Origin of the sequence: Leclercia sp. UBA5958 (genome assembly GCF_002430365.1) — a bacterium.
In the GTDB taxonomy this organism is placed as follows: Bacteria; Pseudomonadota; Gammaproteobacteria; order Enterobacterales; family Enterobacteriaceae; genus Enterobacter; species Enterobacter pneumoniae.
The window spans coordinates 63,689-84,531 of record NZ_DJCE01000012.1 but is presented as its reverse complement, the minus strand read 5'-3'; the positions used below and the strand labels follow the sequence as shown (position 1 = coordinate 84,531).

Here is a 20,843-nt window from a genome sequence, read left to right as displayed (position 1 = left end):
TTTGTCGAATGACTGTTTTCTATCAGGGTATTGACCAGGGATCCGCCGTAAAGTCAGGGTATTTCCACAATAAAAATAGGTCTTATGGGCCTGCATAATAACCATGAATTCGATTATCTGGAGCGATACCGATGAAAAACGTCATCACGGTTTGCCCCTATTGCGCCTCCGGTTGCAAGTTAACGCTGGTGGTCGATAACGGCAAAATCGTTCGGGCCGAGCCCGCACAGGGTAAGACCAATCAAGGAACGTTGTGCCTGAAGGGCTACTACGGCTGGGACTTTATTAACGATACCGGGATCCTGACCCCGCGGTTAAAAACCCCCATGATCCGCCCTGTCCGCGGCGGTAAGCTCGTCGCCGTAAGCTGGGACGAGGCGCTGGACTATGTTGCCCGGCGCCTGAGCGCCATCAAAGAACAATACGGGCCGGATGCCATCCAGACGACGGGCTCGTCTCGCGGTACCGGGAATGAAACCAACTATGTGATGCAGAAATTTGCCCGCGCCGTTATTGGCACCAATAACGTCGACTGCTGCGCGCGCGTCTGACACGGCCCCTCGGTTGCAGGTCTGCACCAGTCGGTGGGTAACGGCGCCATGAGCAATGCCATCAATGAGATCGATAATACCGATCTGGTCTTTATTTTTGGCTACAACCCGGCCGATTCACACCCGATCGTGGCGAATCACATCATTCAGGCGAAACAGAACGGCGCGAAAATTATTGTCTGCGATCCCCGGCGGATAGAGACTGCCCGCATCGCCGACCTGCATATCGCGCTGAAAAATGGTTCGAATATCGCCCTGCTCAATGCTATCGGGCAGGTGATCATTACCGAGAAATTGTATGACGCGAGCTTTATCGCCGCACGAACGGAAGGTTTCGACGAATATCGAAACGTTGTCGAAAACTATTCGCCGGAGTCGGTAGAAGCCATCACCGGCGTCAGCGCCCGGGATATCCGTCAGGCCGCGCGGATGTATGCCGGGGCAAAAACCGCCACCCTGCTGTGGGGCATGGGGGTAACGCAGTTCTGGCAAGGCGTGGAGACTGTACGTGCCCTCACCAGCCTGGCGATGCTGACGGGCAATCTCGGCAAGGCGCACGTGGGCGTTAATCCGGTACGTGGGCAAAATAATGTTCAGGGGGCCTGCGATATGGGCGCCCTGCCGGATGTCTATCCGGGCTATCAGCCGGTAACCGTCGCGGCAAATCGCGAAAAATTTGCCCGGGCCTGGGGCGTTGAGCATCTGCCCGAGCGGCCCGGCTATCGGATAAGCGAGCTGCCGCATCGCGTTGCGCAGGGTGAGGTGCGGGCCGCGTACATCATGGGCGAAGACCCCCTACAAACTGATGCCGAACTGTCGGCGGTGCGTGAAGCTTTCGCGGCGCTGGATCTGGTCATTGTGCAGGATATCTTTATGACCAAAACGGCCGCCGCCGCCGACGTCATACTGCCGTCTACGTCCTGGGGCGAACATGAAGGGGTCTACACCGCAGCAGATCGGGGATTCCAGCGTTTTTTCAAGGCGGTGGAGCCCCAGTGGGATTTGAAAACGGACTGGCAGATCATCAGCGAGATCGCGACCCGAATGGGTTATCCCATGCACTATAACAACACGCAGCAGATCTGGGATGAACTGCGCTATCTCTGCCCCAACTTTACCTGCGCCACCTACGAAAAAATGGGCGAGCTGGGGTATATCCAGTGGCCGTGCCGGGATGAGTCCGCCCACGATCAAGGAACCTCCTGGCTCTTTGCCGAATCCTTCGATACCCCGAACGGGCTGGCACAGTTCTACACCTGCGACTGGTCGGCACCGATAGATACGCTGAGCGCTGCGTATCCGATGGTGCTCTCTACCGTACGCGAGGTAGGCCATTACTCCTGCCGCTCCATGACCGGTAACTGCGCCGCCCTCTCTGCCCTGGCGGATGAACCCGGCTATGTGCAGATCAATACCGCCGATGCCGCCCGGTTAGGCATTGAAGATGAGGCGCTGGTCTGGGTGCAATCGCGCAAAGGACGCGTAATGACCCGGGCGCAGGTCAGCGAACGGCCAAACCGAGGCGCGGTATATATGACCTATCAATGGTGGATTGGGGCCTGCAACGAACTGGTGACGGAAAACCTGAGCCCGATAACAAAAACGCCGGAATATAAATATTGTGCCGTAAGGGTTGAGCCGATTGCCGATCAGGCGGCGGCCGAACGCGATGTACAAGAGGAATATAAGCAGCTTAAAAACCGACTTCGTGAAAGCGCTGCGGGATAGTTTATTTATCCCGCTTTTATAATATTCACAGAAACTCATTTCTGTGAATATTATTATGCGGCCTTCCTTCCAGAAAAATGTAATTAACCCGATATGTATTTACATCTTTGCTTTTTATTTCATACGAATAAGAATAACGGCGGGTGCTTAAGGCTTTCTGTCTTAAGCCGTGTTGAGAGACAGAAAGTGAAAAGCCCCGGTAATGTTTCCATTAACCGAGGCTACCTTCTCTCAACTCCCAACAAATTGAAGGTAGCCTCTTATTCTTTTATTTGCAAGGAGTAAAAGGCATGACGCCATTAAAGTATGTGTTGGGCATCCTGGTAATTATTTGCCTGACAATTGTGTTATTCACCTTTATTAATCGCGGTGCATTATGCGAACTCACAATAAAGAGTGGGCAACATGAAGTGGCGGCTAAATTAGCCTGCGGTGCAGGCTAACTTCAGCGGGCGGGGTTTCCCGCCCGATTGTGGGATGTTGTGCCTTAACGCACCCTTTTTTTTCTTCTCGTACCCCGCTTATACTGCGCGCAATCTCCTTAAAAGAAATGAACAGATGAAACATCTTCTCTACCTGCTGCTGCTCTCCTCTTCCCTGGCCTGCGCCGATGAGATTGGTAGCCAGTACCAGGCTCAGGCCGAGGCGGGCGACAGTCGCGCCCAGTATCTTCTTGCAGAGACCTGGTACAGCTCCGGTAACGATAAACAGGCTGAGGTGTGGGCCGAAAAAGCGGCCACCGGCGGCGATGTTGATGCCATGGCGCTGCTGTCGCAGATCAAGTTCAAGCACGGCGATTACCCGCAGGCAAAAGGGCTGGCCCAGCAGGCAATGCTGGCTGGCAGTATGCCCGGCACCGTGATGCTGGCGCGCCTGCTGGTCAATACCGAAGCCGGAACCCCCGACTATCCGCAGGCGCTTACCTTGCTGCAAAAAGCGGCAGCCAATACCGAAGATGACGCCGCCGTGGATGCCCAACTGCTGCTGGGGCTGATCTACGCGAACGGCGTGGAAGTGGCGCAGGATGATGTTCAGGCTGCAGATTGGTTTAAGCGCAGCTCTACCCTTTCGCGCACCGGTTATGCCGAGTACTGGGCAGGGAAGGTATTTCAGCAGGGAGAGAAAGGCTTTATCACGCCAAATAAACAGAAAGCGCTGTACTGGTTTAATCTGAGCTGTACTGAAGGGTTTGATACCGGCTGCGAAGAGTTTGAGGCGTTAAGCGGGGAGTAAATTCCGCCCTCGCAAGAGGGCGGAAGCGGCATTACCGATCGGCAGTCTTATCAAAACGGCCCAGCACCTCGCGTTCATACGCCAGCGCTTTTTTATGGTCGAATTTGTGTTCCCATTTAGAGATAACCAGTACCGCCAGAGCATTCCCCACCACGTTCAGCGCGGTACGCGCCATGTCGAGAATACGGTCAACACCGGCGATAAACGCCAGTCCTTCCAGCGGGATCCCCACGCTTCCCAGCGTGGCCAGCAACACCACAAAGGAGACGCCCGGCACGCCCGCGATCCCTTTCGAGGTCACCATCAGGGTCAGTACCAGCACGATTTCCTGCCACAGCGAGAGGTCGATACCGTACAGCTGGGCGATAAAGATCGCGGCAATACTCTGGTACAGCGTTGAGCCATCGAGATTAAAGGAGTAGCCGGTCGGCACCACGAAGCTGGTAATCGACGCCGGTGCGCCATAGGCTTCCATCTTCTCGATGATACGCGGCAGTACACTCTCGGAGCTGGCGGTAGAGTAGGCCAGAATCAGTTCATCTTTCAGGATACGAATCAAAATCCAGATGCTTAACCCGCACAGACGCGCCACGATGCCCAGCACCACCAGCGCGAAGAACAGGATGGCGAAGTGTACCAGGATCACCAGCTTCGCCAGCGGCCACAGGGAGGCAAAACCGAAGTTGGCCACGGTGACGGAGATCAGCGCGAACACCCCTACCGGCGCATAACGCATCACCATGTGGGTAACTTTGAACATGGTTTCGGAGATGGAGCGGAACACGGTGACCAGCGGCTCGCGGTGGGTAGAAGGCAGCGATGCCAGACCCAGGCCAAACAGGACGGAGAAGAAGATAATTGGCAGCATTTCGCCCTTCGCCATGGAGGCCACGATATTGGTGGGAACCAGCGCGAGGATCGTGCCCATCAGGCCATGGGAATGGCTTTGCACGTCGGCCGTTGTGCTTTGGTATTTCGAAATATCCACCGTTGCCAGCTGCGACATATCAATACCCGCACCAGGCTGGAATACGTTTGCCAGCGTGATGCCAAGAATGATAGCCACCGTAGTGATCACTTCGAAATAAAGGATGGTTTTTGCCCCGATACGTCCCAGCTGTTTCGCATCACCCACGCCCGCAATACCTACCACCAGCGTCGAGATAACGATTGGGACCACAATCATCTTGATCAGATGGATAAAGATATCGCCTGCCGGCGACAGCAAGTTGGCGATCAACCATTCGCGGCTGTCACTGTGATAATGCAGATAACTACCCAACAAGATACCCAGCACAAGGGCCAGCAAAATTTGCCAGGCCAGGCTGACTTTCAAATTTTTCATAAAAACAGACTTCCTCAATGAAGTGATCGGCCTCGCGAAAGCGTGAGGACGACACATACTGAAAGGGTATGAATTGTGTTGCGTTCATTTATGGGGTTTTTTAACGCGGCGTATCAGTATCATTTGCATGCCATGCTGCGCAAGCCTTTAAGAACGAGGCATTTGACTGACAAAATGCTTTATGACGCTAATTTCCACCAGTGATGATTAATAACCTTTTGTTATAAAAACGCTTTTTTATCCATAAATGTAAATAATCATTGAGGGCAATTATTTTAAGATAAAGTGTTATTCGGTCGTTTTTTGAACTCCTGAATTATTGCGTGATCTGTCGCCCAAATAGTAAACAAAGCTGGCAAAGCCCCTACTATTAACGTTTTTGCGACATATTATTAACATCTTACAAGGAGAAAAAAAGCCATGAGCCAAATCCACAAACACGACATTCCCGCAAACATTGCGGACCGCTGCCTGATCAATCCGGAGCAGTACAAGGAGAAGTACCAACAGTCTGTCTCCAGCCCTGAAATCTTTTGGGGTGAGCAGGGAAAAATCCTCGACTGGATGACCCCTTATCAGAAGGTAAAGAACACCTCCTTCGCGCCGGGTAACGTCTCGATTAAATGGTATGAAGACGGCACCCTGAACCTGGCCGCGAACTGTCTCGATCGCCATCTCGCCGAGCGCGGCGACCAGACAGCCATTATCTGGGAAGGCGACGACGCCTCGCAGAGCAAAAACATCACGTACCGCGAACTGCATCGCGACGTATGCCGCTTTGCCAACGTGCTGCTCTCTCAGGGCATCAAAAAAGGTGATGTGGTCGCTATCTATATGCCAATGGTACCCGAAGCTGCGGTTGCCATGCTGGCCTGCGCCCGCATCGGTGCCGTGCACTCCGTGATTTTTGGCGGTTTCTCGCCGGAAGCGGTTGCCGGCCGCATTATCGACTCCAGCTCAAAACTGGTGATCACCGCCGACGAGGGCGTACGTGCCGGCCGTACCATTCCGCTGAAAAAGAACGTCGATGACGCCCTGAAAAACCCGAACGTCACAAGCGTAAGCAACGTAGTGGTGTTCAAACGCACCGGTAGCAACATTGAGTGGCAGGCGGGCCGCGATCTCTGGTGGAGCGATCTAATTGAGCAGGCCAGCGACCAGCATCAGCCTGAGGAGATGAACGCGGAAGATCCGCTGTTTATCCTTTATACCTCTGGCTCCACCGGCAAGCCGAAAGGGGTACTACATACCACCGGCGGCTACCTGGTGTATGCGGCGACCACCTTTAAATATGTCTTTGATTACCATCCGGGCGACATCTATTGGTGTACTGCTGACGTAGGCTGGGTCACCGGCCACAGCTATTTGCTGTATGGTCCGCTGGCCTGTGGCGCCACCACGCTGATGTTCGAAGGGGTGCCAAACTGGCCGACCCCGGCGCGCATGAGCCAGGTGGTGGATAAGCATAAAGTGAATATTCTCTACACCGCCCCTACCGCGATTCGTGCCCTGATGGCAGAAGGCGATAAAGCGATTGAAGGGACCGATCGCTCCTCCCTGCGTATCCTGGGCTCCGTGGGTGAACCCATCAACCCGGAAGCGTGGGAGTGGTACTGGAAGAAGATTGGTAATGAAAAATGCCCGGTCATCGACACCTGGTGGCAGACCGAAACCGGCGGTTTCATGATCACCCCGCTGCCGGGTGCGACCGAACTGAAAGCGGGTTCTGCCACGCGTCCTTTCTTTGGCGTCCAGCCTGCGCTAGTGGATAACGAAGGTAATGCGCTGGAGGGGGCTACCGAGGGCAACCTGGTGATCACCGACTCCTGGCCAGGCCAGGCGCGTACGCTGTTTGGCGATCATGACCGCTTCGAGCAGACCTACTTCTCTACCTTTAAAAATATGTATTTCAGCGGTGACGGTGCCCGTCGCGATGAAGACGGTTACTACTGGATCACCGGCCGCGTGGATGACGTACTGAACGTCTCTGGCCACCGTCTGGGTACCGCTGAAATCGAATCGGCGCTAGTGTCGCATCCGAAGATCGCGGAAGCCGCTGTCGTCGGCATCCCCCACAATATTAAAGGCCAGGCGATTTATGCCTATGTCACGTTAAATCATGGCGAAGAGCCAACGCCGGAGCTCTATGCCGAGGTGCGCAACTGGGTACGTAAAGAGATAGGCCCGCTTGCCACGCCGGATGTGCTGCACTGGACAGACTCCCTGCCGAAAACCCGCTCCGGCAAGATTATGCGCCGCATTCTGCGCAAAATCGCCGCAGGCGATACCAGTAATCTTGGCGATACCTCAACGCTCGCGGATCCTGGCGTGGTGGAAAAACTGCTCGAAGAGAAGCAGGCCATCGCAATGCCTTCATAATTTTCTCCCTCTCCCCGTGGGAGAGGGGCGGGGTGAGGGCATCAGACCGCTCCTTCCTTCACTCTCACCCTCTCCCTCAGGGAGAGGGAACAAAAACAAACCAACCTTACCTTTGGAGACTCTGTGATGAATGACCATATTTGTCAGCAGATAGAAAATAGTGCGCACTACAGGGAGCTCGTGGAAAAACGGCAACGGTTTGCCTTCATGCTGTCCATCATTATGCTGATTATCTATGTCGGCTTTATTCTGCTGATTGCGTTCGCGCCGCACTGGCTCGGCACGCCACTGCATGCGGGCACCAGCGTCACGCGCGGGATCCCGATTGGCATTGGTGTGATTGTGATTTCGTTTGTGCTGACGGGCGTCTATGTCTGGCGCGCTAACGGCGAATTTGACCGTCTGAACAAGGCCGTACTGCGCGAGGTAAAAGCATCATGAAGAGAGTTCTGACGGCGCTCGCCGCCACCCTTCCCTTTGCGGCAAACGCTGCGGATGCCATTACCGGTGCGGTTGAACGCCAGCCCACCAACTGGCAAGCCATTGTGATGTTCCTTCTTTTTGTGGTGTTTACGCTCTACATCACTTACTGGGCATCAAAACGCGTTCGCTCCCGTAACGACTACTACACCGCAGGCGGTAACATTACCGGCTTCCAGAACGGGCTGGCGATTGCCGGTGACTTTATGTCTGCCGCCTCCTTCCTCGGGATCTCCGCGCTGGTGTACACCTCCGGCTACGACGGGCTGATTTACTCTCTCGGCTTCCTGGTCGGCTGGCCGATTATTCTGTTCCTGATCGCCGAGCGTCTGCGTAACCTCGGGCGTTATACCTTTGCCGACGTGGCATCCTATCGTTTGAAGCAAGGTCCTATCCGCACGCTTTCCGCCTGCGGCTCGCTGGTGGTGGTCGCCCTTTACCTCATTGCCCAGATGGTGGGTGCCGGTAAGCTTATCCAGCTGCTGTTCGGCCTCAACTACCACATTGCCGTGGTGCTGGTGGGCGTACTGATGGTGATGTATGTACTGTTTGGCGGCATGCTCGCCACCACCTGGGTTCAGATCATCAAAGCCGTGCTGCTGCTGTTTGGTGCCAGCTTTATGGCCTTTATGGTGATGAAGCACGTTGGATTTAGCTTCAATAACCTGTTTACCGAAGCGATGGCGGTCCATCCGAAAGGGGAAGCGATCATGAGCCCCGGCGGGCTGGTGAAAGATCCGATATCCGCCCTGTCGTTAGGGCTGGGGCTGATGTTTGGTACCGCAGGCCTGCCGCACATCCTGATGCGTTTCTTCACCGTGAGCGATGCACGTGAAGCGCGTAAGAGCGTCTTCTACGCCACCGGCTTTATGGGTTACTTCTACATCCTGACCTTTATCATCGGTTTTGGTGCGATCATGCTGGTGGGGGCGAACCCGGCCTTCAAAGACGCGGCGGGCGCGCTGATTGGCGGCAACAACATGGCGGCGGTGCACCTGGCCGATGCCGTGGGCGGTAACTTGTTCCTCGGCTTTATCTCCGCCGTGGCCTTCGCCACCATTCTGGCGGTGGTCGCCGGCCTGACGCTGGCGGGCGCATCTGCGGTTTCTCACGACCTGTATGCCAACGTCTGGCGTAAAGGGGCGAGCGAGCGCGATGAGCTGAAAGTGTCCAAAATCACGGTACTGGTGCTGGGGGTGGTTGCCATCCTGCTGGGGATCCTGTTCGAGAACCAGAACATCGCCTTCATGGTCGGCCTGGCCTTCTCCATCGCAGCGAGCTGTAACTTCCCTATCATTCTGCTCTCCATGTACTGGTCAAAACTGACGACGCGTGGCGCGATGATTGGCGGCTGGCTTGGCCTGCTGACGGCGGTGATCCTGATGATCCTTGGCCCAACCATCTGGGTACAGATCCTCGGACATGAAAGCGCCATCTTCCCGTATGAATATCCGGCGCTCTTCTCTATCGCGGTGGCCTTCATCGGTATCTGGGTCTTCTCTGCCACTGACAACTCAGCGGAAGGGAATCTTGAGCGCGAGAAATTCCGCGCCCAGTTTATCCGTTCACAAACCGGTCTCGGCGTTGAGCAGGGCCGCGCACACTAAAATGGCTCCCCGGCCTCTGGTCGGGGATCACAGTTTTCCCCTCTTCAGGTGACGTTAATCACGTCACCAAAACAAAAAAAGCCGACCCACTTCACAGGCTTTATCTCTGTTTCGTAAAGGCCATCACACTTTTCCCGTTTTTACCTCAACCCCCCCCCTTTCCCTCTGAGGCCAGTACAGACAACCCTGGCCACAGTTTTTATGCTTTAACGCAAGCTTTCGGCAAATTGCGTGAGACGCGCCGGGCTAAGCAGGAGCGGCAGGAACAGCGGCCCGCCGGCGGGAGGATGCGCCAGCCAGTGCGCCAGCGTCTCGGCGTATTCGTGCAGATGTTGTTGGTGTCGCTGCAGGGTCGTCGCGGGCAGGCTGTTTGCACCGTAATGGTCAAGCCACAGCACATCGGTGACAGCCGCCGCCACGCGGGAGAACATCTGGCTGTAGATTTCTGCGCTACGCCAGGCGGCCAGCAGGATCTCCAGGGTGTCGTTCGGGCAGGCGATACGCGGCATCAACTCACGCAGGTTTTGCACCGTGCGCGACGCGATAAAGCAGGCGGCCTCTTTTTCCAGCGCGACCCGCTCTCGCTGCTCTTTGCCAAGCGCGGGATCGTCGGCTGGCATCAGCGGTTGCCAGGCATGCAGCCAGTTGGCACTGCGGGTGTCCATATGCAGCAGTTGCTGCGCCTGGGCCACGCTCTCCGGGATTTGGCTTTGATAGTGCAGTCGCCGCCCAAGGAAGTTTGGCGTCTTACAGAGCCAGTCGTAGCTGGCATGCAAAATGGCCGCGAGCTGATGCTTTTCCTGCAGGGAGCGAAAACCGAGCTGCTGTTGCTCTGCCCAGCGCTCAAACGGCGTGGTCCGTGCGGCATCGTCCTGCTGGTTTGCGGCAGACAGACCGAAGAGATTGATGGCGTTAGCCGAGTCCATCACCCGGCTATCCGGCAGCCACTGCCAGCTCACCCGTGAGGTAATGGCTTCGATTTCGTTTTCAGCCGCGCTTAGCGCCCAGCTCAGGCGCCCACTGATCTCATCGGCCAGATAGCAAGGCAGCGCGGTCCAGCCATATCCGGTGCCGAAAAGATCGTATTCGATCCACTTTTTATGCCCCGGCAGCGTGGCGATGTGGGGATGGTTGGCAAAACCGGGGTGGTAATCCAGCTCCGTGGCTTTAATCGAGGCGCGTACATCGTCTGATAAACGGGCCAGGATGCCGGACAGCTGCTGTCGCGGCCAGCTGTCATCAATGAAATCACGCAAGATCAGTTTCTTGCCCTGCCCGCGCAGTAGGCTCCAGACATCATGCAGGCTCTGCTGCCAGCGGGTGGTCTGAAAATCGGGGGTGGTGAGGCTAAGAATCAGGCCGCTGAGATGGGGCAAAGAGGCTAATAACGGATGCAGAATTGACGCATAGAAAGGGTGCCAGAAATCGGGCGTGCTTTTTTCATCAAAGCTCAGTTCAGGAAATTTACGCTTAATAATGTCGTCGTTCGGCGCGGCCTCTCCCTGAAGCCAGAACGTTAAATTATTTTCCGCCAGGTAACGATCGACACGTTTTAAATATTGCAGCGCGTAATTTTGCTGATGAATTAAGTTCTCGACGTTAAGTTTCGCGCTTAACGGCGAGGGCGTCGCAAGAAGAGAGAGCAGTTCCTGTTGGTGCAGGATGATGCCGGTGAAACCATGCTGCTTTGCGCTTGCCACTCCCTGAATAAACCAGGGCCAGTGCCAAATAAAGGTGCTATTCAGCTCCATCAATTGATGTGGAATACGTTTCATTGCGCCACCTTGCTGATATTTATTTTCTTATCTTAATCGAGGATGCCATGAAAAAATATGCGCTGGTCGGAACGGGAGGTCGTGCGGGTTTATATATCTCTGCCATTGGGGGAGCCTGGCGTGAAAATGCCAGGATGGTCGCGTTTTGCGATACCAACCAGACGCGCATGGACTATGCGAACCAGTTACTCCAGAACGAAGGGGCCGCGCCGGTCTCTACCTGGAAAGCGGAGCAGTTTGAAGAGATGATCCGCGAAACCCGCCCGGACAGCATCATCGTGACCACAATGGACCGCACCCACGATGACTATATCGTTCGCGCCCTGCACGCCGGGTGCGATGTGATCACTGAAAAGCCGATGACCATTGATGAGAAACGTGCGCTGCGCATTCTTGATGCCATTGAGGAGACGGGCCGCAGCGTGCGCGTGGCCTTTAACTACCGCTACGCGCCGCACCACAGCAAAGTGCGCGAGCTGCTGATGCAGGGGGTGATTGGCAAAGTCACCTCCGTTCACTTCGAATGGCTGCTTAACACCGAACACGGCGCGGATTATTTCCGCCGCTGGCACCGCGAAAAGCGCAACAGCGGTGGCCTGCTGGTGCATAAATCCACCCACCACTTCGACCTGATGAACTTCTGGCTGGGCAGCTATCCGGAGCGGGTCTACGCCGAAGGTAGCCTGCAGTTCTACGGTAAAGAGAACGCAGAAAAACGCGGCGTGACCCGGTTCTATCCCCGCGCCCACGGCTTCGCCGAAGCGAAAGACGATCCGTTCGCGCTGCATATGGCAGATAACGCCCAGCTTAAAGCGCTCTATCTGGATGCCGAACATGAAGATAACTACTTCCGCGATCAGAGCGTATTCAGTGATGGCATCACCATCGAAGACACTATGTCGGTGCTGGTGAAGTATCAGAATCAGGTCCAGCTTACCTATTCACTGAACGCCTATCTGCCCTGGGAAGGGCTCAACGTGGTCTTCAACGGCACCGAAGGTCGTCTGGAGATGAAAATCATTGAGAAATCTTACGTTAACGCCGGGGGTAAACGCGAAAACGAGGGGAGTCTGGAGCAGTGCGACATCACCGTCTTCCCGATGTTCGCCGAGCCGTGGAAGGCAGAATTCAGCCTGGGCGAAGGGGGGCACGGCGGCGGCGATAACGCCATGCTGGCCGATCTGTTTGGCGAGCCGGGCAACGATCCCCTGCAGCGTGCAGCCGATCACCGCGCCGGGGCGATGTCTATCCTCACCGGCATTGCGGGCAATCTCTCTATGCAGCTGCAGCGACCGGTGAACTTTACGGAGTTTGAGCTGGTCTCTCGTCTTACTAAATCTTAAGTGCTTCTCAACGGCGCGGCAGGACGCTGCGCCGAAACTGCTGGTCAGTATTGTGCAGTTACTCACCTGTTTAATAACAATAATGCTGCCTCTGTCCCGGAGACAAAAATGAATAAACTCGTATCAGGTGTCATCGCATCGCTGTTATTTTCCTGTACTTCCACCTGGGCGCAACAGCCCGTTGAATTACGTATGTCCTGGTGGGGGGGCAACAGCCGCCATCAGGCCACGCTGAAGGCGCTGGAAGCCTTCGAGAAAACCTATCCCCATATCCACGTGAAGGCCGAATACACCGGCTGGGACGGGCACCTCGCGCGCCTGACCACGCAAATGGCCAGCGGCACCGAACCGGACGTCATGCAAACCAACTGGCCGTGGCTAAGTATCTTTTCTAAAAACGGCGAAGGGTATTACGACCTCTATAAACTCAAAGATACGCTGGATTTAGGTCAGTATTCCGCCAACGATCTCGCCTCCACCACGGTGAAAGGCAAACTTAACGGCTTGCCTATCTCGGTCAACGCGCCGGTCTTTTACTACAACGACGTCACCTGGCAAAAGGCCGGGCTGGCTTATCCCAAAGACTGGGATGCGTTTTTTGCCGCCGGAAAAGTGTTCCAGCAAAAATTGGGCAATAACGCCTATCCCTACGCGATGGTGGATCAGGATGTCATCTTGCTGCTGAATACCTGGATGATGCAGAAGTATCAAAAACCGATGTTTAACCGCGACGGGTCGTTCGGCTGGGACGATGCCCAGTGGGCGGAAGCGTTTAGCTTTTTGAAGCGCTTAAGTGACGAGCATGTCCTGCCCTCGCCAAAAACGCTCTCTGCCTACGGCAAGGGGAATCTCTATGAGATGAAGCCCTGGATTAACGGCGAATGGGGCGGCCTGTTCACCTGGAATATCACGATCCGGATGTTTGCCAACAACATGACGCCACCGGCGAAGCTGGTGCTGGGAGATTACGTAATGCAGCCTGGCGCAAAAGAGTCTGGCGCTTACTTTAAAACTGCGCAGATGCTGTCGGTGGCGAAATCCACAAAACATCCGAAAGAGGCCGCTTTACTGATCAATTTCTTGCTCAACGATCCGCAGTCGGTGGAAGCACTGGGGCTGGAGCGCGGTATTCCGCTGAACAAATCGGCAGAAACGCTGCTCACCGGGAAGGGAATTATTGACCCGAACGATCCGGTGATTGCCGGTTTGCGCCAGGCCCAGGCGCTGCACACCACCGTGGTCGCCACTCCGTATATTGAGGATTTACAAATCATCGATCAGTTCACCTCGGCGCGTGAAAAGCTAGACCAGGGCCAGCTCACGCCTGCCCAGGTTGCGGCCGAGTTTCGCCAGCAGGTTGAACGCATTGTGCGCCGTCTGAATCGCTAATCCAGCAGGCCGCTGGCAACGGCGGCCTAAAACATCACCCACGCCACCAGCGGCGCAATCAGTACCATCACTACGCCAGAGAGCATCATCACCAGACTGGCGACCACCCCCTCCTGCGGACCCAGCTCATAGGATCGGGCGGTGCCCGCCCCGTGGGAGGCGGCACCGAAGCCGGCCCCTTTCGCCATCCCCTCGCGGATGGAGAGGCGTAAAAACAGCATATCGCCTACCGCCATGCCAAACACCCCAGTGACGACAACAAACAGCGCCACCAGATCGGGCTGTCCGCCGAGCGGTTTCGCCGCGGCCAGAGCAAAAGGGGTCGTGACCGAGCGCACCGCGAGGCTACGCTGGATCTCGTCAGAGAGCGTGAACAGCCGCGCCAGCCAGACTGAACTGGTGACGGCCACCACCGTCGCGGTGATGACGCCCGCGGTGAGCGACATCCAGTGGCGCTTAATCACCGCCAGGTTGTCGTAAACCGGTACCGCAAAAGCAATAGTCGCCGGCCCAAGCAGCCACAGCAGCCAGTGCGATTCGCCAATATAGTTTTGCCAGGAGATATGGCCCAGGATCAGCATCAACACCAGCAGGATCGGCGTGAAGACCAGCGGCATTAGCGGCAATTTATGAAAGCGGCGATAGAGGCGTTTATTGGCGAAATAGATCACCAGCGTAATCACCAGACAGAAGAGGCTTATCTGAAAATTACTCATCTTTCAGCCTGCTGACCTCAAAGCGATAGACCCTGTCTACCACCCACGCGGTGGCGCCCAATACCATCAGCGTACTGAGGGCAATCACCGCAAAGATACGCCAGCCGTCCACCATCAGCAGTTGGGCATAATTCACCACCGCCACCACCGCAGGGACAAAGAAGAGGAGCATCTCCGCCAGCAGCCAGCGGGCCCCCGCGCGTACCCACTTCAGGGGGAGAATGCGACAGAGGATCAGGGCCAACATCAGTAACATGCCCACCAGGTTGGCGGGCAGCGGCAGATGCAGCCAGTTCACCAGATACTCCGCAAAAACGAACAGCGCGGCATACAGCAGCACCTGTACGGGCACCTGGAGTCGTTGCACAACGGCAGGCGTAACACGACTTAACGCCACGGCCATGGCTTATTCCTCAAAAATGAGACGGAGCGCCAGTATAGTGAGCACACCTAATCCACTGAAATGAATTAAAATCATCGAATGTATAGTTTCGAGGAATAGTTATGGACATCAGAACGCTGCGCTATTTTGTCGAAGTGGTACGCCAGCAGAGTTTTACTCGCGCAGCGGAAAAGTTGTTTGTCACCCAACCCACCATCAGCAAGATGCTGAAAAACCTCGAAGATGAACTCAACTGTAATTTGCTCATTCGCGACGGACGCAAGCTGCTGCTCACTGATACCGGCCGGGTGGTGTTCGAACGTGGGCTGGCGATTCTGGCCGAGTTTCGGCAACTCGAAGCTGAACTCAGTGATATCAACCACCTGAACAAAGGCTTACTGCGTCTGGGCATTCCGCCGATGGTCGGGATGATGATGGCCGGGCCCATCAGTCTGTTCCGTCAGCGCTATCCGGGCGTGGAGCTTAAAATCGCCGAGTTTGGCGGGCTAACCGTGCAACAGGCGGTGATTAACGGCGAGCTGGATCTGGCGATGACCGCCCTCCCCGTTGAAGAGGAGAGCGGCCTCGCGACCCTGCCGCTGTTCAGCCACCCGCTGTGCGTACTGGTGCCACGCTCGGGTGACTGGCTTAAGATTGACAAGGTTAAACCGGAGCTGCTGGCCGGGCATCCACTGCTCATTTATAACGAAGACTTCGCCCTTAGCCGCCAGTTAATGCAGCTCTTTAATCAACACGACGTGAAGCCTCGCATTGCCGTGCGCAGCGGGCAGTGGGATTTTCTGGCCGCCATGGTGCAGGCCGGGGTAGGCATTGCGATTCTGCCGCAGCCCATCTGCGAGCGGCTGGACAAAAATACGCTGCGCTGGATCCCGCTGGAGAGCGATCTCCACTGGCAGTTGGGGATGATTTGGCGTGAAGGGGTCTATTTATCCCACAGCGCACGGGCGTGGCTGCAGTGTTGCGAAGGATTCTGGAGCCCCTCACCCTGAACGGATGAGGGGCAAAAGACTACGGGTTCTCAACCAGCAGCGCTTCCAGCAAATCGAGGTCGTGGAGCATCTTTTGCAGCGTTTCGTTACTGATCTCGCGCGTGGCGCGCAGGTGGTACAGCTCAGCACGCTCTGAACGCAGCGCCGCCAGACGGAATCGACGTTCCAGTCTCTCTTCCTGCATTGAGCTCTCTACATCGTTACGGCCATCGGCGCGGCGACGCAGATTACCAATGACGCGAGAACTCACCTCGGTGAGCAGTTGAGTATCAATATTCTCTTCGGTATCTGCCGCCAGGCGCTCTTCCATCTTCTGGATCGCCACGATAGCGACCTCGGCGATGGCCGCACGGGCAATACGCTCTTCTTTGTGCTGCTGAACGTGGTCAGCCACCTCCATGTGTTGCAGCAGAATAGGCAGCATCACCACGCCGACAAACAGCGAGAACAGAATTACCCCAGCCGCCAGGAACACCAGCTCATAACGCGCCGGGAAGACATCGCCGGTGGGCAGCAACAGTGGAATAGAGAGCACACCGGCGAGGGTGATCGCCCCACGTACTCCGGCGAAGGTCGAAATCAACAGTTCGCGCGTGGTCCATGAACCGAACTCCATCGGTTTTTTATTCAGGAAACGCACGCTAAACCGTTTCATGGTCCACAGCCAGCCAAAACGTACCAGCATCAGCGCGGCGTAGATCAGCACGATATCGGTAAAGAGCATCCAGGTTTCGACATTAGGGTCCGCCTCTGCCGCCACCAGCGAGGATTCAAGAATGCCCGGCAGCTGTAGACCCAACAGCAGAAAGACCATGCCGTTAAAGACAAATTCCAGCATCGACCAGGTGCTGTTAGCACGCAGACGCATCGCCAGCGGCGCCCGGCGCATCACGCCGGCGCGGGTGATGGTCATCCCCGCCGCCACGGCCGCCAGGATGCCCGACACGCCGATGTGTTCGGCAATCAGGTATGAGGCGAAGGGCAGCAGGAACAGCAGCACAATCTGCGTTGCCGGCTCATCCCCGCCCCAGCGGCTGAGGAAGCCCAGTGAACGGCCATAAAGCCAGCTGACCACGAAGCCCGCCAAAATACCGCCAATCGCCACCTTGAGGAACTCCATGGTCGCGCCGCCGACGGTAAAGATCATGGTGCCCATCGCTACGGCGACGGCAAATTTCAGCGCCACCAGGCCAGAGGCGTCGTTCATCAGCGCCTCGCCCTGCAAAATGCCCATGATTTTCTTTGGAATTCGCCCTTCGCCGACGATCCCTGACAGGGCCACGGCATCGGTGGGTGAGAGCACGGCCGCCAGCGCGAAAGCCGGAATCAGCGGAATACCGGGGACTACCCAGTAAATCAGGAAGCCAATACCCACGACGGTGACCACCACCAGCGCCAGCGCCAGCCCTAAAATCTCGCGACCGTGTTCCAGGAACTCACGGGTCGGGGTTTTCCAGCCGTCGGCAAAGAGCAGCGGCGGAATAAAGAGAACCAGAAACAGCTCAGGATCGAACTCGACGTGCAGCCCAAACGTGGGCCACGCCAGCAGCGCACCGATTGCGATTTGCATCAGCGGCAGCGGTAACTGGAAGGGTAATACGCGGGTTATTACCCCGGAAAGTGAGACCACAAGGGTCATGATCAATATGGTGAAGAAAATTTCCATGCGTTCCCTGTTTGCGATGTGTCTGTTTTAGTCAATCGTAAGGCGTCGTGCCTTAAGTCTATCTTCTTCAGAGTAACGCAATTGACAACGCGATGGGGTCCGAAAATAAAAAACGGGCGGCCTGAGCCACCCGTTTTAGCAAGAAAGATCAAATTAGATGGCCCAGCCACCCGCATAGAAGGTCACCAGCGCCACGGCGATCACCACGGTACCGATGTTCAGCTTACGCCACTCTCCCGAGACCAGACGGCCAATCACCAGCGAGGCGAAACCGATCATGATGCCGGTCACGATGTTGCAGGTCAGCACGATGAAGACGGCAGTAATCAGCCCCGCCATGGCATCCACGAAATCGGCAAAGTCGATTTTCGCGACGTTGCTCAGCATCAGCAGACCTACATACATCAGCGCTGGCGCCGTTGCGTAAGCCGGTACCAGGTAAGAGAGCGGAGAGAGGAACAGGATCAGCAGGAAGAGCACGCCCACGGTAATGGCCGTCAGGCCGGTTTTACCGCCCGCCGCCGTACCCGCTGCGGATTCGATATAAACCGCCGCCGGAGCCGCCCCCACCAGGCCTGAGAAGACGCTGCTCAGGGAGTCGGTGGTCAGCGCCTTGCCGCCATCGATAATCTGACCGTCTTTATCCAGCAAGTTGGCCTGGCCCGCTACGGCACGGATGGTACCGGTGGCATCAAACACAGCGGTCATGACCAGCGCCAGCACGCTTGGCAGGATCACCGGATTCAGCGCGCCCACAATATCCAGGCTACCAATCAGGGAGTTACCTTTGTCATCACTCAGGGATGGCATGGCGAAAATACCGGAGAAGTGCACCGTCGGGTCGAAAATCAGCCCCACAATGGAGATACCGATAATGGTCAGCAGAATGCCGCCCGGCACTTTCAGTTTTTCCAGACCAATGATCACCGCGAGGCCAATAAGGGACATGATCACCGGGAAGCTGGCGAAGTGGCCAAGCGCAACCGGCAGGCCGTCCAGCGGGTTCTTGATTACCAGACCCACGCCGTTCGCGGCGATGAGCAGCAGGAACAGGCCGATACCGATACCGGTGCCGTGCGCCACGCCCTGCGGCAGATTGCGCAAGATCCAGCTACGAATACCGGTGGCGGAGATAACCGTAAAGAGCACCCCCATCAGGAACACGGCACCCAGTGCTACGGGAACGCTAATCTGCTGTCCCAGCACCAGGCTGAACGCGGTAAAGGCGGTCAGTGAAATGGCGCAGCCAATCGCCAGCGGCAGATTGGCCCACAGCCCCATCACGATGGAGCCAACGCCCGCAACCAGACAGGTCGCCACGAAGACCGCCGCCGGCGGGAAGCCCGCTTTGCCCAGCATACCCGGTACCACGATGACGGAATAAACCATCGCGAGGAAGGTCGTCAGACCGGCCAGAACCTCCTGACGCACGGTGCTGCCGCGAGCAGAAATTTTAAACATGGCGTCAAGCGAACCGCCATTACGCGCAGATGGCGTAGACATAGAAAACATCCCCTGAAGATTTTTTTATCGTTCGTTGTTAAGCGTGGTGGACACTCCACTGCCAGCGAAACGTCATATCCTTGTGCTGCGTTTGCGACGAAAAAAGGGGCGTCACAAAAAAAGCAAACGTTTAGCTCCGCGCTTAAAAACGGGTGGTGAAATTAAGGCAAACGATTATCCAGCCTAAAGACCGGGCTTTTCAACTGAACTTTGCTGTTTTTCGCTAAAATTCACTTTTGACGATGAAGAAATAACCAGCGGATGCGCAAACGTTATCGTTTATGCGCAATAGGGTTACAGGTTTACGACTCGCCAGGGAGTTCGAACGGGCCGCCTTGTTGAATGGCGCGCTGCCAGGCCGGTCTCATTTCAACTTTTTTCTTCCATGCCTGCAGATGCGGGAGATCTTTAATACCGCCGCGCGCCAGCAGCGCCATGACCGGAAAACTCATCTGAACATCAGCCATGCTAAGGCGATCGCCGGCAAACCAGCTGTTATGTGCCAGACACGACTCCAGATACCGGGCGTGGGTTTCGAGCTGTTTATTGAGATACGCTTTCTGCACCCCTTGTCCCAGCACTTTTCCCAGCGAACGCAGCCCAAAGGGCACCGGCGGTTTACCGAGGCTGGCAAACACCAGCTTCATTAATAGCAGTGGCATGAGCGAACCTTCCGCATAATGCAGCCAGAAGCGGTAGTTCAGTCGCTGCTCGGGGTTGTCAGGCTTGAGCTGCGACGCGCTGTCATAGGTTTCCTGCAGATACTCCAGAATCGCGCCCGATTCTGCCAGAATCAGACCGTTATCTTCCACCACCGGGGACTTGCCCAGAGGGTGGATTTTTTTCAACGCGGGCGGCGCCAGCATGGTTTTCTCACGCTGATAGCGAACAATCTGGTAAGGCAGAGAGAGCTCCTCAAGAGCCCAAAGTACCCGCTGTGATCGGGACTGGTTTAGGTGGTGAACCGTAATCATGGGCAGCTCCTGATATTCATACAAACTAACTATAGAAAATTGCACAACCTGGCGAAAATATTTCGCCGAGTTTTTACCCTTTTACGCTGGCGAAGCTCCCGCCCCTGGATACACTTAAAGTGTCAGCACAAACCGGAACCTCGCAACGGCTCGACTGAGGGGTGTTGATGTCGGGGGAAACCCCCCTGTGAAATAAGCGGGATAGAGAGAAAGACAAAGACCGGGAATAAACTAAAGCGCCTTTATGGCGCTTTAGTTTTTTTACAGACCCTGCGGATCCTCTTCCAGCAGTCGTGCGCCGGTACCCTGTTGGCCCAGTTTGTCGCCAGGGTTACGCAACGGACAATCGCTTCGCGACAAACAACCACACCCGATACAGCCGTCCAGCTCATCGCGCAGCGCGACCAGCGTATGAATGCGTCGATCCAGTTCATCACGCCACTGGGAGGAGAGCGCTTTCCACTCCTTCGCGCTCAGCGTATGCCCTTCCGGCAGCACGCCTAACGCATCACCAATCGTTGCTAAAGGGATGCCGATACGCTGAGCAATCTTGATGATCGCAACGTAACGCAACACATCACGCGTATAGCGCCGCTGATTCCCGGCGTTCCGGATGCTTTTAATTAACCCTTTGCTTTCATAGAAATGGAGCGCTGATACCGCCACCCCGCTACGCTTCGCCACTTCACCTGGCGTCAATAGCGCTTTAATACGCGGTAATTTCTTTTCCATAAAACCCCTTTACCTCAAGTTAACTTGAGG

The 20,843-nt window shown here is 55.9% G+C and carries 17 protein-coding genes; 9 read left to right on the top strand and 8 right to left on the bottom strand.

All coding sequences use genetic code 11. The features are described 5' to 3' along the window. Positions 1–131: 131 nt before the first annotated feature. The 3 genes from fdhF to B2Q93_RS18690 all read left to right on the top strand — a co-directional run bounded on the left by fdhF (position 132) and on the right by B2Q93_RS18690 (position 3,512). Positions 132–2,279, top strand: a complete 2,148-nt coding sequence (gene fdhF / locus B2Q93_RS18700) for a formate dehydrogenase subunit alpha (protein WP_286934041.1) — start codon at positions 132–134, stop codon at positions 2,277–2,279. Positions 2,280–2,569: 290 nt separating this feature from the next. Then, positions 2,570–2,722, top strand: coding sequence for a Hok/Gef family protein (locus B2Q93_RS18695; protein ID WP_046885518.1), 153 nt, complete (start codon positions 2,570–2,572; stop codon positions 2,720–2,722). 115 nt (positions 2,723–2,837) lie between these two features. Further along, positions 2,838–3,512, top strand: a complete 675-nt coding sequence (locus B2Q93_RS18690; protein WP_046885519.1) for a tetratricopeptide repeat protein — start codon at positions 2,838–2,840, stop codon at positions 3,510–3,512. A 31-nt stretch (positions 3,513–3,543) separates the two neighbouring features. Here the strand turns inward: B2Q93_RS18690 and gltP are convergent, their stop codons facing one another. Beyond that, entirely contained in the window at positions 3,544–4,857 is a 1,314-nt protein-coding gene (gltP, locus tag B2Q93_RS18685) for a glutamate/aspartate:proton symporter GltP (protein WP_046885520.1), read from the bottom strand. Positions 4,858–5,277: 420 nt separating this feature from the next. On the opposite strand from gltP, the gene acs reads away from it, so the two are divergent. From acs to actP, 3 genes are all read left to right on the top strand, one after another. Continuing rightward, complete coding sequence (gene acs / locus B2Q93_RS18680) at positions 5,278–7,236, top strand: acetate--CoA ligase (protein ID WP_212478540.1); 1,959 nt, start codon at positions 5,278–5,280, stop codon at positions 7,234–7,236. Positions 7,237–7,362: 126 nt separating this feature from the next. Further along, positions 7,363–7,677, top strand: a complete 315-nt coding sequence (locus B2Q93_RS18675) for a DUF485 domain-containing protein (protein WP_046885522.1) — start codon at positions 7,363–7,365, stop codon at positions 7,675–7,677. Then, positions 7,674–9,323 (top strand): cation/acetate symporter ActP, encoded by a 1,650-nt coding sequence (gene actP, locus B2Q93_RS18670; protein WP_046885523.1) that lies wholly within the window; start codon positions 7,674–7,676, stop codon positions 9,321–9,323. The genes B2Q93_RS18675 and actP overlap by 4 nt, the downstream gene beginning before the upstream one ends. 206 nt (positions 9,324–9,529) lie before the next feature. Here actP and B2Q93_RS18665 read toward each other — a convergent pair whose 3' ends face one another. Next, entirely contained in the window at positions 9,530–11,098 is a 1,569-nt protein-coding gene (locus B2Q93_RS18665; RefSeq protein ID WP_233803227.1) for a hypothetical protein, read from the bottom strand. 47 nt (positions 11,099–11,145) lie between these two features. On the opposite strand from B2Q93_RS18665, the gene B2Q93_RS18660 reads away from it, so the two are divergent. Together B2Q93_RS18660 and B2Q93_RS18655 are read left to right on the top strand one after the other, a co-directional pair. Then, the gene (locus tag B2Q93_RS18660; RefSeq protein ID WP_046885563.1) at positions 11,146–12,441 is read left to right on the top strand and encodes a Gfo/Idh/MocA family protein; all 1,296 of its coding nucleotides are present in this window, start codon (positions 11,146–11,148) and stop codon (positions 12,439–12,441) included. Positions 12,442–12,549: 108 nt separating this feature from the next. Then, a complete protein-coding gene (locus B2Q93_RS18655) occupies positions 12,550–13,830 on the top strand; it encodes an ABC transporter substrate-binding protein (RefSeq protein ID WP_207292815.1) in 1,281 nt (426 codons plus the stop codon). Between the two features lie 26 nt (positions 13,831–13,856). On the opposite strand, the gene B2Q93_RS18650 is transcribed toward B2Q93_RS18655, so the two are convergent. Both B2Q93_RS18650 and B2Q93_RS18645 read right to left on the bottom strand, forming a co-directional pair. After that, on the bottom strand, positions 13,857–14,546 hold the full coding sequence (locus B2Q93_RS18650; RefSeq protein ID WP_286934039.1) for an LrgB family protein: 690 nt from the start codon (positions 14,544–14,546) through the stop codon (positions 13,857–13,859). Beyond that, positions 14,539–14,949, bottom strand: a complete 411-nt coding sequence (locus tag B2Q93_RS18645; protein WP_286783919.1) for a CidA/LrgA family protein — start codon at positions 14,947–14,949, stop codon at positions 14,539–14,541. The genes B2Q93_RS18650 and B2Q93_RS18645 overlap by 8 nt, the downstream gene beginning before the upstream one ends. A 101-nt stretch (positions 14,950–15,050) precedes the next feature. On the opposite strand from B2Q93_RS18645, the gene B2Q93_RS18640 reads away from it, so the two are divergent. Next, entirely contained in the window at positions 15,051–15,938 is an 888-nt protein-coding gene (locus B2Q93_RS18640) for a LysR family transcriptional regulator (protein WP_046885528.1), read from the top strand. A gap of 19 nt (positions 15,939–15,957) precedes the next feature. Here B2Q93_RS18640 and B2Q93_RS18635 read toward each other — a convergent pair whose 3' ends face one another. The 4 genes from B2Q93_RS18635 to soxR all read right to left on the bottom strand — a co-directional run bounded on the left by B2Q93_RS18635 (position 15,958) and on the right by soxR (position 20,813). Then, on the bottom strand, positions 15,958–17,604 hold the full coding sequence (locus B2Q93_RS18635; RefSeq protein WP_046885529.1) for a Na+/H+ antiporter: 1,647 nt from the start codon (positions 17,602–17,604) through the stop codon (positions 15,958–15,960). Positions 17,605–17,757: 153 nt separating this feature from the next. Next, the gene (gene ghxP / locus B2Q93_RS18630) at positions 17,758–19,107 is read right to left on the bottom strand and encodes a guanine/hypoxanthine transporter GhxP (protein ID WP_040077592.1); all 1,350 of its coding nucleotides are present in this window, start codon (positions 19,105–19,107) and stop codon (positions 17,758–17,760) included. Positions 19,108–19,409: 302 nt separating this feature from the next. Next, positions 19,410–20,081, bottom strand: a complete 672-nt coding sequence (locus B2Q93_RS18625) for a glutathione S-transferase family protein (RefSeq protein ID WP_286934038.1) — start codon at positions 20,079–20,081, stop codon at positions 19,410–19,412. Between the two features lie 261 nt (positions 20,082–20,342). Beyond that, a complete protein-coding gene (soxR, locus tag B2Q93_RS18620) occupies positions 20,343–20,813 on the bottom strand; it encodes a redox-sensitive transcriptional activator SoxR (RefSeq protein ID WP_040077594.1) in 471 nt (156 codons plus the stop codon). Positions 20,814–20,843 lie beyond the last annotated feature (30 nt).